The sequence below is a fragment of the Flavobacteriales bacterium genome (assembly GCA_025210295.1).
GTDB lineage: Bacteria > Bacteroidota > Bacteroidia > Flavobacteriales_D > Parvicellaceae > S010-51.
The window spans coordinates 49047-65686 of the sequence record JAOASC010000045.1; the positions used below are offsets into that span (position 1 = coordinate 49047).

Annotated in this window: 10 protein-coding genes; 9 read left to right on the plus strand and 1 reads right to left on the minus strand. The window is 33.9% G+C overall.

The features are described 5' to 3' along the window. Positions 1 to 22: 22 nt before the first annotated feature. Both N4A35_13775 and N4A35_13780 read left to right on the plus strand, forming a co-directional pair. Positions 23 to 1078 carry an endonuclease gene (locus N4A35_13775; GenBank protein MCT4582479.1) on the plus strand — a complete coding sequence of 352 codons (1056 nt, stop codon included), beginning with the start codon at positions 23 to 25 and terminating at the stop codon, positions 1076 to 1078. 3 nt (positions 1079 to 1081) lie between these two features. Further along, positions 1082 to 1435, plus strand: a complete 354-nt coding sequence (locus N4A35_13780) for a hypothetical protein (protein ID MCT4582480.1) — start codon at positions 1082 to 1084, stop codon at positions 1433 to 1435. On the opposite strand, the gene hutI is transcribed toward N4A35_13780, so the two are convergent. Beyond that, positions 1432 to 2679: an imidazolonepropionase gene (hutI, locus tag N4A35_13785; GenBank protein ID MCT4582481.1), complete on the minus strand. Its 1248-nt coding sequence runs from the start codon at positions 2677 to 2679 to the stop codon at positions 1432 to 1434. The two genes, N4A35_13780 and hutI, sit on opposite strands and share 4 nt — an antisense overlap. 117 nt (positions 2680 to 2796) lie before the next feature. Between hutI and N4A35_13790 the strand changes: the two genes are divergently transcribed. The 7 genes from N4A35_13790 to N4A35_13820 all read left to right on the plus strand — a co-directional run bounded on the left by N4A35_13790 (position 2797) and on the right by N4A35_13820 (position 15728). Then, entirely contained in the window at positions 2797 to 3177 is a 381-nt protein-coding gene (locus N4A35_13790; protein MCT4582482.1) for a DUF1987 domain-containing protein, read from the plus strand. A gap of 58 nt (positions 3178 to 3235) precedes the next feature. Then, positions 3236 to 7252, plus strand: coding sequence for a gliding motility-associated C-terminal domain-containing protein (locus N4A35_13795; GenBank protein ID MCT4582483.1), 4017 nt, complete (start codon positions 3236 to 3238; stop codon positions 7250 to 7252). 80 nt (positions 7253 to 7332) lie between these two features. Then, on the plus strand, positions 7333 to 8139 hold the full coding sequence (locus tag N4A35_13800) for a PorP/SprF family type IX secretion system membrane protein (protein MCT4582484.1): 807 nt from the start codon (positions 7333 to 7335) through the stop codon (positions 8137 to 8139). Next, on the plus strand, positions 8093 to 9490 hold the full coding sequence (locus tag N4A35_13805; GenBank protein ID MCT4582485.1) for a PKD domain-containing protein: 1398 nt from the start codon (positions 8093 to 8095) through the stop codon (positions 9488 to 9490). The genes N4A35_13800 and N4A35_13805 overlap by 47 nt, the downstream gene beginning before the upstream one ends. 7 nt (positions 9491 to 9497) lie before the next feature. Further along, positions 9498 to 10454, plus strand: coding sequence for a hypothetical protein (locus N4A35_13810; protein MCT4582486.1), 957 nt, complete (start codon positions 9498 to 9500; stop codon positions 10452 to 10454). Between the two features lies 1 nt (position 10455). Then, positions 10456 to 13602: a SpoIIE family protein phosphatase gene (locus tag N4A35_13815; GenBank protein ID MCT4582487.1), complete on the plus strand. Its 3147-nt coding sequence runs from the start codon at positions 10456 to 10458 to the stop codon at positions 13600 to 13602. After that, positions 13599 to 15728, plus strand: a complete 2130-nt coding sequence (locus N4A35_13820) for a DNA mismatch repair protein MutS (GenBank protein MCT4582488.1) — start codon at positions 13599 to 13601, stop codon at positions 15726 to 15728. Before N4A35_13815 ends, N4A35_13820 begins: the two co-directional genes overlap by 4 nt. Positions 15729 to 16640 lie beyond the last annotated feature (912 nt).

A 16640-nucleotide genomic window follows, 5' to 3' on the forward strand; every position in this document is an offset into this window, starting at 1 on the left:
TCCTTTTTTTTTGAATTCACCTATGAAACTCATTATCTATTGTATTGTACTGTTACCTATTTTGTCGTGTAGTGTAGAAGATGTTAATAATGAAATGATAGTTTCTGAAACTAGATCGAAATCCATGAAAGAATTGAAAAAGTTTAGTGTAGCTTTTTATAATGTTGAAAATTTGTTTGATACTGAAGATGATCCATTGACTAGTGATGATGATTTTACTCCAGATGGAGCAAAAGAATGGAATGAAGAAAGGTATAGGAAAAAAATTAAGAACATTAGTGCTGTTATCAAAGGGATAGATGATAAACTACCATTGTTTGTTGGGTTGTGCGAAGTAGAAAATGAGAAAGTATTGAAAGATCTGACGCTAACTGAAAAATTAAGAAAAGCAAATTATAAAATTGTACATTATGATAGCCCCGATACCAGAGGAATTGATGTTGGGTTAATCTACAAAAGCGATTATTTTAGTGTTCTTGAGACAGCTTCTTTAGAGGTCTTTTTTGAGGATACACCTGAGGTGCTCACCAGAGACATTTTATACGTAAAAGGGGAGTTAAACAATGAAATTATTCATTTGTTTGTAAACCATTGGTCGTCGAGAAGAAAAGGAGAGAAAGAAACGGAATATAAACGAATTACAGCAGCTGAGGTCTTAAAGAGTAAGATAGAAGCTATTCAAGAGGAGGAGCGTAAAGCAAAGATTTTAATCATGGGTGATTTTAATGATTATCCAATGAATAGAAGTATTAAAGACGTGCTAGAAGCAAGTCTTCAACCTGAGTCTGATGAATTTTATAATTTAGCAACTCGACTAGATCAAAAGGAAGAAGGTACGCACTTTTATGACGATGAATGGGGAATGTTAGATCAAATGATGATTTCTAATAGCTGGTTAAGCTCAAAGAAAGGTAATGTTCTGAAAAAGAAAACAGTTAAGGTTTATAAAGACGATGCTGTTTTGTTTCATCATAAAAAATTCGGAGGAATTCCTAATAAAACTTATGGAGGAGATCAGTATTATGGAGGGTTTTCAGATCATTTAGCGATTTATTTAGAGTTTGAATTAAAAAAGTAATTGATGTATAGAATTGGATTGTTGTTGGGTGCAATACTATTTTTGGGAAGTTGTACCAAAGAGAAAGCATTAGAGTATATTCCTGATGATTGTGGTGAAGTTAGTTATTCAGCGCAAATAGCACCGTTGATCCAACAATCTTGCGCAACAAATTTAGGCCCTGGCACAGGTTGTCATGATGCTTGGATATTGGAGTATGAAAACCTTGCCGCTCCAATAGATAATGGAACATTTTGGAGTACAATTGAAACAGGCTATATGCCTAAAATCCCTAATTCTTTTGGAATAGAAGAGTTAACGGAGGATGAAAAAGAGTTGTTTAGGTGTTGGATAAAGCAAGGAGCCCTCAATAATTAGAGGACTTCTTCTCCATTTAAAAAGATGCGACTAATTTTATTGTTTCCAAAATAGTAAGGTAAAATAGCCATACTTTCAATAGGTTCGGTAATGAAAAAATTGGCTTTTTTACCAATCGTAATACTACCTAATTCGGAGCTTACTTCCATAGCATGAGCGCTATTAATCGTAGCAGCGTTGATTGCTTCTTCTGGAGTTAACTTCATTTTTATACAAGCTAAGGACACCACAAAATTCATATTTCCAGATGGAGTAGAACCAGGGTTGTAATCTGTTGCTAATGCTATGGGTAGGTTAGCATTAATCAAATCCCTGGCAGGAGCATAAGGAATACTTAAGAAAAATGAGCAAGAAGGTAATAATGTAGGTATAGTTGAACTCTTACCCAAATCATGGATATCTTCAGCTGTCATTACTTCTAAGTGATCCACAGATAAGGCTTGGTTAGCAATACCAGTTTGAAGTCCGCCGATAGAAGTGAATTGATTAACATGAATTTTAGGTTTTAAACCGATAGCAATTCCAGCTTTTAAAATAAGATCTGTTTCTTCTGGAGTATAATAATTTGTCTCACAGAAAACATCTATAAAGTCAGCAAGGTTTTCTTTTTGAATAATTGGTAGCATCTCTTCGATGATTAAGCGAATGTAGTCACTTCTATTTTCTTTGTAAGCTGTAGGTATAGCGTGAGCTCCTAAGAAAGTTGCTTTAATCGTTAAATTGGAAGCTTGTTTTAGTTTTTTGATGACCCTTAGAGATTTTAATTCGCCTTCTAAACTCAGCCCATATCCACTTTTGATTTCAACAGCACCAGTTCCTAGTTTTTCAATTTCTTTGATTCGCAATAAAGCATCATTAAAAAGCTCAGCTTCGTCTTTTTCAGAAAGTTTTTTGGCAGAATTAAGTATTCCACCGCCTTTCAAAGCAATCTCCTCATAAGTTAGGCCATTGATGCGATCTACAAATTCTGATTCTCGAGATTTTGCAAAAACTAAATGGGTGTGAGAATCACACCAACTAGGAAATAACATGCCATTTTTAGCATCTAGTACATTAGTTTGATCAGATTCTTGGAATGTTAGGTCTTCCATTTTCCCGTAATCAGCAATGATTCCATCAGTGATTTTCAAATAGGCACTATCAATACTTACTATGTTTTTTAATTCTTCTCCTTTTAAAAATCTTTTGTCTTGGGGTAAAATCCCGTTAAGTTGTTTGATATTAGTGATGTAAGTCGTGCTCATACTTCTGTTTGTTGAAATTTTTAGTTAAAAATACAGAACTAAATTTACTTTAGTCTAAAATGAGTTAAAAAAACGTTATTCAAGTGTGATTTAACAAATGGTTTGTATATTTTTGTAATGATGGAAAATTTAAGTATTGAGAAGACAATAAAAACTCCAAAAATATTTTTTGATTATCAAAAAGGAGAATTGTTAATAGAGGGGATTTCTATTCCAGAAAACACAGTAGATTTTTATAAGGATGTGCTTAAATGGGTAGAAAGTTATCAAGAAAATCCTAAACCAAAAACGGAATTAGTCTTAAAACTAGAATATTTTAATACAAGTACATCTGTCGTCTTATTAAATATTTTCAAACTTTTTAGTCAAATTCAAAATTCGGATTTAAAGATTGTCTGGTTTTATGAAGAAGATGATGTAGAAATGGAAGAAGTGGGAGAGGATTATCAGAATATTGTAAAGATCCCTTTTGAGTTAGTTTCTATTGAAAGTTTTTAAGGAAATCATTTGTTAAAAATTAGTTAATCCGTTTATCTTTTCATAAATTTATCAAACTATGAAGAGGTTTTTTGTTTTTGCCATATTTTATCTTTTGATTTGGTCCTCTGTTTATGCTCAGGGACAAATACATAGATGGGATTGGTATCAAGAAGCAGATTCTTCCAATTACCAAGTAGTACATGATATTGCGATTGATTCAGCAAGGAATTGTGTATATGCAGTTGGTGGTTTTGAGGATGATTTATCCAGTAATTTTGGGGGAGTTTCCGCAAGAGGAGGAAAAGATGGTTTTGTTGCGAAGTTTAATTTGCAAGGAAACTTGATTTGGTCATTCGGGATTGGTGGTCCTGGGAGTGAAGATGAAGAGGTGTTGAGTATTGACGTAGATCCAACTGATGGGAGTATATATATAGGGGGGTATGCAGGAAATCATTATATCAATTTTAGAGGTACAGGTTCTGGAAGCGGAGGGACAAGCGTTGCTCAAGTTTGGGGAGGTACAGATGCTTTTATAGCTGCTTATCGAGGAGATGGCCGACTTAAGTGGGCTCAACGAGATGGAAGTACCAGTGATGATGTTTGTAATGATGTTGTTGTTGATCCTTCTTCCAATGGCGTGGCATATACAGGAAGCTTTATTAGTGTGATGGAGTTGAATACTGAAAATCTTAATATGGGAGATAGTGATGGAGATGAACACCTATTTATAGCTAAAAGAAAGAAAAGTAATGGAGATGGAATTTGGAGGGGGTATTCCCGTTCTCAGGGCGGTGATTTTCAAAGGGGAATTGGGCTAACCAGAGATGCTAATTATCTATATCTTTTAGGAGAATATAATGGAGATGCAACCAATGGGTTAAGGCTAGTTATTGAAGAAATAACAGGGAATTATCCCATAATAGGAGGTACGGTCAATATCTATGGTGGTAGATATACATCTTCGTTGTTAATTGACCCGAGTATGTCTACTCAAAGTATCTTTTATGCAAGGGTAAAAGATAGTGATGGAGAGATAGAGGCTTCAAATTCATGGTTGTATAATATTTATAGTGATGGAACGGATTATGCAGGTGATATCGCATATAGGAGTAATAATTTATTCATTAGTGGTAGTGTAGGTAATAATGCGTTTTTTAAAGGGCTTTCGAATAATCCCAACATTGTTGGAAATGAGTGTTTTGTTTCAAAACATAGTGTGAGTTCAGGGGATGCTATAAATAAAGTAGATGAGCCTAATTTAACAGCTTCTTTTGCAATCATGAATACCATTAGTTTTAACAGTAATTATGTTATTGTTGGAGGAGGAACTGATGGAACCATTCGATTTGATGGAAATGCTAACAATGATTTGGTGCCGCCAAATGGCAGAGATGAAGGTTTTGTTGTTTTTTATGATCAAAACTTAAACTTTGTTGAAAGACAAAAAGTGAGTGGAAATGGAACGAATGAGGTGAATGCAGTATCAGGTTGGAGAAAACATGCATTTGTTGGTGGAGCTTTTGGAGGTACAGCCAATTTAGATGATGATGGAACAATGACAGGACAAGATGATGAGTCTGGCTTTGTTAGTCTCTTAAAGCATCGAGATTGTACCCCTCAATTTGGATATGGAATGGATAGTGTGTGTCAAGAATCTCCTGTATTGACAGTTAGCTATAACGATCCCGTTGGAGTATTCTCTCAAATAGGAAATGGTTTAACACTTGATTCACAAACAGGAGAAATTGATCCGTTTAGCAGTGTCGGTAACTCTAATAATCAAATCGTATATACGACTTTTATAGGGTGTTCTGATACAGTAGCGTTACATATAGAAGGAAGCACAAGTCCTAGTTTTAATAATCCACCAATTAATGATACTGTTTATACTGATAATGGGGTTTGTGGGACGAACTATGCATACCCTAGTTTAGAAGCTGTTCCCGATTGTGGAGAGGATACAATATTTCAAATAGATGGTTCTAATCTGACATCAGGGAGTTTCTTTCAAATGGGATCTACCTTACAATCTTGGGTGGTTGCTGATTATTATAATCCTAACGATACTGCCAATTTTATCATTACAGTGGTTGATAATATTGAACCAGAAATTAGCTTTAGCGATGATACGGTATATTTTTATGCAGATGCCAATTCTTGTGAGGCTATTGTGGATGTAGAATCCCTGTTGGTGTTCACCGATAATTGTAATATTGATACCGTATTACAAGTTGGAGATTTAACATATTTGAATGGTACAAGCTTTAGTGTTAGAGATGCAGCATATAAACTAACTTATAAAGTGCTAGATGCTTCCAATAATTCAGACTCTGCTTCAATAATTGTTTATGTAAGGGATACCATAAATCCTGTTATTAATAATTGTATTGCTACAGATACTACGGTCTATTTAACTGCTAATGAATGTGAAAAGGAAATGTTATTTAGTAATATCTCAGCTACTGATGCATGTGGGATTGATAATACTTCTTGGGTCCCTCAGTCAACAATGTTTTCGGTAGGAACTACAGCTGTTACTTATACAGCAACTGATGTGAATCAACGAGTGTCTACTTGTTCTTTTAATGTAATTGTTGTAGATAATGCACCGCCAGAAATTTATAATTGTATAGCTACTGATACGACAGTATATTTAACAGCAAGTGAATGTGAAAAAGAAGTGTTGTTTAATAATATTACAACTTATGATCCATGTGGCCCAACAACAAATACTTGGCAAGGGGTTCCTGCAAATAACTTATTTCCATTGGATACAACAGAAGTAACTTATATCGTTGTTGGAGGGAATCAGGATTCTTCAACTTGTACTTTTGATGTCATCATCATAGATACGTTGTCGCCTACTTTTGATAACTGCTTTTCTGATACTACTATATATGCGAATATGGGAGAGTGTAGTCAAGTGTTTAATACCCCAGATTTAGGAGTCAATGAATATTGTGGGTTGAGTGGAGGAGCTTTAATGCAAATAGATACAAGTGGTTATGAATCAGGCGATGAATTTCCTGTGGGAAGTGTATTGTTAGTTTATCAAGCCACTGATTTAAGTAATAATGTCGCAACTTGTAGTTTAACTGTTGAGGTACAAGAAGTCCCAGATCAAACAGCTTTTAATGTAACAACTCCTGTTGGTTTATGTTTAAATGGAGACACTATAATTCAATTAGATGAATGTTTAAATTTAAACAGTAATCATGGTGGGGATTTTTATGTGAATGGAACATTGACTTCAGCTGATTACCAACCAAGTGCGCAAGGCACTGAGGATGTAATTACATATATCTATGGGACTGGAGCTTGCATTGATACAATAGAGCATGTTATTGCATTACATCAACTCACTGCTAATGCAGGTGAAGAAGACTCAATTTGTGGATTATCTTATGAGTTAGCAGCTATTCCAGGAGGGAATACGCAAACCAATTATTGGATGGGAGAGAGTGCGGTCTCATTTAGTAACAACCAACATAATGCAAATGTTACAGTAAGTGAAGGAGGGGTTTATTATTTTTATTGGGTTGCTCAACAAGATCAATGTGTTGTTAGCGATTCTGTACAAATAATATTTTACCAACAACCTACAGCAGATGCAGGTGAAAATCAAGTAGTGGAAATCAATGAGGTAGATTTAGATGCAAGGCTAGATTATGGTGTCGGAACTTGGATTGTAGATGAGTCAGAAGGAATGATAGAAGATTCAACATTGTATAATAGCCATGTAGATGATCTAAATTTAGGGTTAAATACTTTCATTTGGGTGGTAACCAATGGGGTTTGCCCGTCAGATTCGGCAACAGTTAGAATTTTTTATGATATGTTGACAATCCCTAATGCATTTACACCTAATGGAGATGGAGTCAATGACGAGTTTAGAATAAAAGGGTTTGAATTGTATTCAGATGCTAAAATAACAATAATGGATAGATGGGGAGAGGTTCTTTTTATTACTGATGAATCCAATGAGGCCTGGAATGGAACTTATGAAGGTAAGGACGTAGTGGAAGATACTTATTTTTATATTCTTTATATCAATGAAAAAGAATATACAGGCTATATAGAGCTGAGAAGGTAGTGAAGGTAATCAAACAACATATAGTCTTTTGGGTGTTAATACTTTCTTTTCAAGGTATATATAGTCAGTATTTGCCTTTGATGAATGGTTACTTTAAAACAAATCAATTTATCAATCCTGCTTCAGCTGGGGTAAATGATCATATGGTTGCTTATACTGGGATTCGAAAACAATGGGTAAGGATAAAAGGAGCTCCATCTACTCAAATGTTTGCATTTGATAGTCCATTAACAAAACAAAGAATAGGGTTAGGAGGGGTGTTTTATCGAGATAAAGTAGGAGCTACAGTAACCAATGGTTTGCAGTTTAATTATTCTTATAGAATCAGAGTCTCGAGGAAAATGCGTTTAGCTTTTGGGGCAGATGCAGGGCTTGAAACAAGTAGGTTTAATGTGAATGAACTTGAATTAATAGATGCAGCTGATCAAACGTTTGCTGATGAATATAGTCGAGTGAATAAACTAAAGTTGGGAGCAGGAGTAATGTTGTATGATAAAAAAATAACCATTGGATTGTCAATGAATGATGCTGTAAAGTCCTCAGGTTTTGGAAATTTAATCGCTTACTTACAATACAAAAAGAAAGTGAATAGAGAGTGGAGTTATACTCCGGGAATTTTGGTGAAAATGAATACTTTATTAATAAAACAAGCAGAGTTTTCCGTATTAACTTCGTATAAGCAACAATTTTCCTTAAATTTGGGGCTTAGAACAAATGGCAGCATTCTTGCAGGTGTAGGATTTAACCCAACTAGCCAATTGTTGGTTTTATATAGTTACGACTATATTGCTGGGAGATTAAGAAGTTACACATCTGGTTCTCACGAACTAACGTTAAAATATGATTTTGTACAAAAATATAAAACATCGTCTCATAGATCCTTTTAAGGTATTGTTTGTATTGACTTTTGTATTTAGTCTCAATAATTATTTTTCACAAAAAATTTCTATAAAACAGGTCAAAGTCAATGATTTTGAAGAGTCCTCTTTTGCTCCTTTTGTAAAAGATGGATGGCTTTATTTTTCATCTAATAAAAAAAGGTCATCATTAACCTCTATTCAAACAGAAGATGGAGAGTTATTCTTTGATCTTTATAAAGCTGAGATTAAAGAGCAAAATAAATTAAAAGCGAAGCACATTTCATTAGGAGATTCTGTCAATAGGATGTTTAATGAAACATCAAGTTGTATTCATGGGAATACCCTCTATTTTTCATCCAATTCATTTGGAGAAGTTAAAAAGAAAAAAATCGGTAAATATGGTATTTTTCTTTATAATCTAGATTCTACCTCTAATCAGGCTATCCAAGCTTTTAAATACAATGATAAACATTTTAACGTTGCTCATCCTACCATCAATGAAGATGGGACAATGTTGGTGTTTAGTTCTGATAATATTGCAGGAGAAGGAAAGTCCGATTTATATTTTTGTAAGTATGTAGACGGAGAATGGGCTACACCTCAAAATTTAGGAATTAATATCAATACCGAGGAAATGGAAACTTTCCCAAGTTTACAAGGAAGAACCCTTTATTTTTCTTCTGATAGAAAAAATGGTAAAGGTGGGCTGGATATTTATGCTTCTATTTTTGATGGAAAATCTTGGTCTGTTCCCAAACTTTTGCCAGAGCCAATAAATACTAAGTATGATGACTTTGGTTATACGTTAAATCCTGACTTTAAGAGTGGTTATTTCTCATCAAATCGAACCAAAAAAAGAGATGGGATTTTTTACTTTGAATACGATATTCCTGTAGTCAATGAATTTTACCAACAAGAACTGTATTTCTGTTATACTTTTGAAGAAACTGAAATGGAAGAAACAGATTCTCTCAAGTTTCAATGGGATTTAGGAGATGGTACTTTACAGAAAGGTAGATTAGCCGATCATTGTTTTTCTGATACAGGAACTTATAATATAGAAATGTCTGTTATTGATAAATATACTGGTACGATATTTGAAAATGTGTCATCATATCAAATTATCATTGATGCTCATAATCAGCCTGTAATTGATTTGGAAGATATAAAACCTGGAGTGGTAAAAGTTTTTGTGAATAAGAAATGGAGCAACCAACAATTTACAGACTATTACTGGATTGTAGATGGCGATTTTGTTTTTGCAGATGAATTAACTTTAAAGTTTAAGGATAAGTCAGAAATAAATGTTAAATTGGTGATTTGGGATAAAGAAAGCCCAGAATCAGTAACAGGTGTTGAGCGAATAGTGTACAAATAAATTGGAAATGAGAAAATTAAATTTACTTATTATTTTTGTGGTTATAACGCTTTTAGAAGCTTATGCTCAGCCAGTACCAGCAGCAGAAGAAAATATCCCTTTTTTAGTGACTTTCGGAAATAAAGCTAAAACGTCATACGGCGATGATGATTTTAGACAAATATTTTATTTTTCAATTCCAAAAGACTATAGAAAGCCTTTTTACATTAGAATATTTGATCCCAATATAGGAGGTGAACATGATGAAATTATTGGAGATCCTAATACGAAAACAAAATACTCCGTATATGGAGGAAAAGGGTGTATTTCCAACCGAAATCAAAGAAGTGGAGCTCATGGTAACTTATTAGGTAGCAAAACTTTTGATTCAAAGTTAACTTATGATGATAAGTGGTATACGTTTGGACCCTTTAACCCATCTCAAGGGGAATACGTTGCCAAATATTATGGAAACGTTTTTAAGATTATCGCTCAAGGAACTGAGGGGAATGATGGGAATCTTTACCGTTATTACCTTAGTACATCTCCAACGAAGAATACACCTATTGATGGTGGGAATGCTTTTACTTTTTTCTACACCTTTAGATTACATGCAGATGCTAATCAAGTCTCACACATTTATCCTTATGTCGATAATGAAGTAATTTCAATTACACAAACCAATTTTGATTGGGATAGCGATGGATCGATAAAATTGTATTCTGTAGCTACAATGGCCAAAAGTTTAGCAGTATCAGCAGATGATAAATCTGCTTCTAGTGAGTATTTTGTGAAAAAATCGGAAAAAGGAACATCGTTAGATATCCAGTTTCAAAAGCGGAAAACCAATACGTTAGACAACAATAATGTAGTCTTTTATATCAGGAATAATTACGGAGAAGCAATGCCTTTCTATACCGTTCCTATAGGGGGAGTTCCTAAATTTAAAGGAAATACTAAGGTTACGGTTCAACGGAGAAGATAAAATGAAAAAGAGACTATTATTCTATATTCTTATACTAATTAAATTTGCTGGTTTTTCTCAAGAGTACAAATTTAATTCTTATGGTCAGGAGCAAGGGCTTACTGACCTGTTTATTTATACAATAGATCAGGCAGATAATGGATACTTAATGGTAGGAACCAGTCAAGGAATTGGTTTCTATGATGGAGGACACTTCGAAATGAAAACCACTGAAGATAATTTAGTAGATAATCAAATCAGTGCCAGTTTTAAGGATTCTAAAGGAGCCATTTGGTATGGACATACACAAGGAGGAGTCAGTAAATATATCAATGAAGAGTTTGAAGTCGTTCATCCAGGTGAAGGCATTAACTCTATGATCAATGGTATTCAAGAAGACAGTAAAGGGAATATCTGGTTTTCCACACAACAATTTGGTTTATTTACCATTAATGAAAATAGGAAAACAGTATTTTTTAATGAAAAGTTTGAGGGGAGAAATATTACGACACTTTATATCGATGAAAATGATTACTTGTTTGTTGGATTTGATGAAAAACTGGAGGTGTATCGCTTTGTAGATGGTAAAAAAGGAAAAGTACTCAGTAAAATTCAAAACATCAATGATCTAGAGGGGCAGGTCAATAAGATTATACCTTTAGAAAATGGAAGGATGATTGTTGCCACACGTTCAGGACTGTATGCTGTTGATCAAAAAGAAAAAATATTTGTTGTTACACCAATTAAAATTTCAAACCTAGAAGAAGAGTTGAATATCAAAGATATCTATATCAATTCAGGAAGACTGTGGATAAGTACCTATGGAAGTGGTGTTTTAAGAACTATTTTAACAAATAATAATTGTTTTGTTTCAGAAATTTATACCAACCAAAATGGTTTAAAAGGAGATGATAATATTGAAATTACTTTTATTGATAGAGAAGGTGTACTTTGGTTAGGAACGGCTGGAGATGGACTTTTTTCTAAAGAAGATAATTTATTTACGTTTTACTTTAGAGACAAGGTTGAAGAAAACGAAATTAAATATTTGGATGTAACCGATACTGAAGTGTGGGTTGCTCAAAATGATGGCTTAAACTGTTATGACAAGCAGTATGGAAAGTTGAAATATCAATTTAATTCAGAAAATAGCGGATTACCTCAAGGAAATATTTTGTGTTTTAATTTTGTAAAGGACTCCATTATATTAGTAGGATTTGAAACTTTAGGGCTTTACTATAAATTTGTTGACCAGGAGCAGTTCTATAAGTTTGACCTCTCAGATGATGTCTTGTCAAGGCAAGTTACCGCTATTGCTGTAGGAGAAAATTATGTATGGGTTGGGACGCAAAATGGTGTCTTTAGAGTGAGTATAGCAGATAGAGAAATCAAAAGCTTTAGCATGGGGGATGGATTGTCCCATAATTCAATTCAAAGCTTATTGGTTGGTCAAAATAACGAACTTTATATTGGTTCAAAAAGCGCATTCTTAAATATCATAGAAGAAGATGAGGTCTTTAAAATTCCTTTTAGAATCAGTGAAGAAGAAGAGTTTGTTTCGGTGAGTGTCTCAAAAATAATAGAAAGTAATAGCGGTAATATCTGGATCAGTACACATGGTCAGGGAATATTTTGTTTTGCAGATACCATTATTAAACATTACGATACCAGAGATGGGCTTTTTAGTAACTATTGTTATGGAGTAGCTTATGATGATAAGGGAAAAATATGGGTAAGTCACGATGGTGGTTTAAGTAGCATTGATTTGAATGCAGATAAAGTGGATGTTTATAATAAAAGGTATGGTTTAAATACCCGATTTTCAGTGTCAGCAATTGATTTCTTAGCTAATGAAGTTTGGTTTGGAACCCAAAATGGTGTGGTGCGTTACAATTCAAAAGAGGCATTGAAAAATAGTATGCCTCCAATTACTTCTTTTAGTCAAGTCGTGATTAATGATGATGTCATGGCTGGTATAATTCGCGATACAATGCTGCCTTTTAATGAACACGATTTAGAATTTCATTATAAGGGGATAAGTTTAAAAAATTCACTGGGACTAAAGTATAAATGCATTCTGGAAGGTTATGACGATGATTGGTCAGAATTTACTGAAGATAAAGTAAGAAAGTATACCAAAGTAAGAGAGGGAAATTATGTTTTTAAGGTAAAATCATTTAACGATGATGGAGTAGAGGGGAATATGGAGATGATCGCCGTGTCTATTGCCGTGCCTTACTATAAAAAATGGTGGTTTTATCCAGCGTTGTTGTTGATCATTGTTTCCATTGTTGTTTTTATTGTTAAGTATAGAGAAAGGCAACACTTAAACTATATGAATACGCTTTCAAATGAGTTGGAGTTGAGAACGGCTGAGTTAGTAGACCAAAAGGAAAAAATGGAAGAAATCAATAAAGATTTAACCGATAGTATTAACTATGCTCAACGTATTCAATCAGCAATTCTTCCCGAAGATGACTTTGTAAAAGAGTTGTTCCCCAATAGTTTTGTATTGTTTAAGCCAAGAGATATTGTAAGTGGAGATTTCTATTGGATTAGAGAATACTTTGGGAAAAAGATTGTCGTCTTTGCAGACTGTACAGGACATGGAGTTCCAGGAGGATTTATGAGTATGATTGGAAGAATCCTATTAAGAGAAACCTGTACCGTAAAAAACCTTAGAGATCCGGGAGTAATCTTGGAAGAAATAGATAAAGGATTGGTGAATGTATTAAAACAAACAGATGATATCGACTCCAACAAAGATGGAATGGACCTGGGAGTTTGTGTCATAGATTCTAGAACCAACATGTTGTCGTATGCAGGTGCCATGAGACCGTTATATGTCTATAGAGATGGAGTTAGAAAAGTGTTAAAAGGAAATAGACATTCAGTAGGAGGAATTTCACAAACAAAAAAAATATTTGATGCACAAAATTTCCAATTAGAAGCAGGAGATACCTTGTATATGTTTAGCGATGGCTTCCCAGATCAATTTGGAGGAAGCAAAGGGCGTAAAATGAAAATTTCGGTATTGAATGAATTGTTGGACCAAGTATGTCAAATGCCTTTTGAACAGCAAAAGGTAGAAATAGATACTTTCTTTGAAACATGGAAGAGAGGTGAGCCGCAGATGGATGATGTTTTAATGATAGGGCTTAAAGTATGATGACTGTTAATCAAAAGTTTGATCAACAAACAATTAAAGATTTAGAGTTTTCAAAACTGAAGACTTTAATGCTAGATTTTTGCGTTGGTACTACAGCTAAAGAGCTTGTAGAAGCTATTCAGCCATTTAAAGATCAAGTCAGGGTCAATACTGAATTGTTGATACTCAATGATTATAAGCTTATTAAGGAAGAACAACAATCAGGTTTCCCGAGATTAGAATTTGAAGAGTTACTCAAAGAATTAAAAATTCTAAGAATAAAAGGTGCAACTATTGAGATTGAAGGAGTTGTTAGGATCTACGATGCAAGTAGATTAGTTAATGACATGTTGTCGTTTTTTAAAAAACGAGAAGAAGAATTTCTTGAGCTTAAAGAAGAGTTTGAATTTGTTTATTACACGACCGAAATTATAGAGTTGATAGACAAAGTCATTGATAAAAGAGGAAAAGTAAGAGATGATGCTTCCAAGCAATTACAAGAGATTCGGCAACAAAAAAAATCAACAACCCGACAAATTAATCGAAACTTTGATCGCACCTTAAAAAAATATCAAGGGAAGGGCTATTTAGGAGATACCAATGAGGGATACTTAGATGGTAGAAGAGTACTTTCAGTAATTTCTAGTTATAAAAGAATTGTAGATGGGAAATCTTTTGGAAGTTCTAAAAGTGGACATTTAACATATATAGAGCCACAAGAAAATGCCCAGCTCAATGCAGATTTAGAACGTTTAGAAGAAGAGGAAAGAGCGGAATTGTTGAGAATCTTAAAAGAGTTAACAGCCAATTTACAACAGCATTCAGGATTGATTCATGAATATCAAAAGTTGCTCGTACGTTTAGATTTTTTACAAGCCAAAACGAAATTGGCAATTTTAGTCAACGCTAATAAACCAAAGTTTACAGAGGAGAGTTCAATAGATCTCATTAAGGCAATTCATCCACTTTTGTATTTAAACAATCAAAAAGAAAAGAAAAAGACCTACTCCCAATCCATTCAGATGGATAAATTCAGTAGAATGTTGGTGATTTCAGGACCCAATGCAGGAGGGAAGTCAATTACTTTAAAGACTATTGGTTTATTACAGCTCATGTATCAAAGTGGTTTATTAGTGCCAGCAGATGAGAACAGTACAATGGGATGGTTTCACAATATTCTAACAGATATTGGGGATAATCAGTCTATAGAAAATGAGTTGAGTACCTATAGTTACCGTTTAAAGCGAATGAATTACTTTTTAAAAGTCGCCAATAAACGCTCGTTGTTGTTGTTAGATGAGTTTGGAACAGGTTCAGATCCAGAATTAGGAGGAGCATTAGCAGAGGTCTTTTTTGAGACTTTATACAATAAGAAAAGCTTCGGGGTAATTACGACTCATTATGCTAATATCAAGCTAAAAGCATCTGTGTTGAGAAATGCGGTCAATGCGAGTATGTTGTTCGATACAACTTCATTAGCGCCATTATTTCAATTGTCAATAGGTCAACCAGGTTCTTCTTTTACGTTTGAGGTTGCTAAAATTAATGGGATTCCAGATGATTTAATAGCGGAAGCCAAAAACCGTCTAGATGTCAACAGAGTAAAGATGGATGAGTTGTTGACAGAGCTACAGCAAGAAAAAAGCGAGTTAAAGCAGGCCAAAATGGCCTTTCAAATAGTAGAAGAAAAAGCCTTAGAAGCCGAGGAAGAATACCGTACAAGAAGTAAACGTTTAGCACAAAAGCTTACTCAAAACCAGGAGATAAGTGAAAAGAACAACAAGTTAATCACAACGGGGAAAAAGTTGCAGACGTTTATTAATAAATACAATCCGAAAAACAAAAAAGCCAATAAGCAATTGGTAGATGAAGTTGTTAAGTTTTTAGCGGTAGAAAAATCTAAAATTGTAGAAGCCCAAAAATTAGCAGATTTAAAAAAGAACGAGGGGCTCCCTAAGAAGAAACCCAAGAAGAAGAAAAAAGCCAAACCTGAAAAGCCAATCAAAATAGGTTCGCAAGTGCGCTTAAAAACAGGAGGTAAACAAATAGGAGAGGTCGTTGCCATCGACAAAGAAGTAGTAACAGTGGTGTTTGGGTTGTTCAATACAAAAGTCGAAAAGCAAAAGTTGATTTGTGTTCGTGTATAGCTGTTGGTAAATAGAAGTAAGAGAAAAGAATAAAGAGAATAGAAAATAGAAGAGAGAAGTTCCCTTTATTTAAACGTTCTTATTTAATTTACAAGTCTATATGCTCTCCCAATTTTGATTATAAAGGCTAGTCAGTTCGAGTGTTTTTGTTTTTGAAAAAAACTAAAATGTATCGAGAACAAGACGGCTGGTAGTAGTTAGTTCAGTAAAAGTGAATATATCGTTTTCCTTATTTATCTCTTTTATTTAAAACTCCTTCTCCTTTGTCAATCTAAACTATTAATTAAAAAAGGTTAGTCAGTTCGAGTGTTTTTGTTTTTGGAAAAAACTAAAATGTATCGAGAACAATACGGCTGGTGGCAATTAGTTCAGTAAAAGTGGATATTATCATTTCCCTTTATTTATCTCTTTTATTTAAAACCCCTTCTCCTTTGTCAATCTATACTATTAATTAAAAAAGGCTAGTCAGTTCGAGTGTTTTTGTTTTTGGAAAAAACTAAAAATGTATCGAGAACAATACGGCTGGTGGTAGTTAGTTTAGTAAAAGTGAATATATCGTTTTCCTTTGTTTTTCTCTTTTAGTTAAAACTCCTTCTCTTTTGCCAATCTATACTATTAATTAAAAAAGGTTAGTCAGTTCGAGTGTTTTTGTTTTTGGAAAAACTAAAATGTATCGAGAACAAGACGGCTGGTGGTCGTTAGTTTAGTAAAAGTGGATATTATCATTTCTCCTTATTTATCTCTTTTATTTAAAACCCCTTCTCCTTTGCTAATCTATATTTATAATCAAAAAAAGGCTAGTCAGTTCGAGTGTTTTTGTTTTTGGAAAAAACTAAAATGTATCGAGAACTGGACGACTTAGCTAATTCTTGTCAGTATAAATACTTATTTAACAGCATGTTAAATACTTGT

What these genes read in the sequence shown, in the direction of transcription:
- N4A35_13805 (MCT4582485.1), top strand. Translation starts at nt 8,093, where the DNA reads ATGATTTTGTACAAAAATATAAAACATCGTCTCATAGATCCTTTTAAG.
- N4A35_13815 (MCT4582487.1), top strand. Translation starts at nt 10,456, where the DNA reads ATGAAAAAGAGACTATTATTCTATATTCTTATACTAATTAAATTTGCT.
- hutI (MCT4582481.1), bottom strand. Translation starts at nt 2,679, where the DNA reads ATGAGCACGACTTACATCACTAATATCAAACAACTTAACGGGATTTTA.
- N4A35_13820 (MCT4582488.1), top strand. Translation starts at nt 13,599, where the DNA reads ATGATGACTGTTAATCAAAAGTTTGATCAACAAACAATTAAAGATTTA.
- N4A35_13780 (MCT4582480.1), top strand. Translation starts at nt 1,082, where the DNA reads ATGTATAGAATTGGATTGTTGTTGGGTGCAATACTATTTTTGGGAAGT.
- N4A35_13790 (MCT4582482.1), top strand. Translation starts at nt 2,797, where the DNA reads ATGATGGAAAATTTAAGTATTGAGAAGACAATAAAAACTCCAAAAATA.
- N4A35_13800 (MCT4582484.1), top strand. Translation starts at nt 7,333, where the DNA reads ATGAATGGTTACTTTAAAACAAATCAATTTATCAATCCTGCTTCAGCT.
- N4A35_13795 (MCT4582483.1), top strand. Translation starts at nt 3,236, where the DNA reads ATGAAGAGGTTTTTTGTTTTTGCCATATTTTATCTTTTGATTTGGTCC.
- N4A35_13775 (MCT4582479.1), top strand. Translation starts at nt 23, where the DNA reads ATGAAACTCATTATCTATTGTATTGTACTGTTACCTATTTTGTCGTGT.
- N4A35_13810 (MCT4582486.1), top strand. Translation starts at nt 9,498, where the DNA reads ATGAGAAAATTAAATTTACTTATTATTTTTGTGGTTATAACGCTTTTA.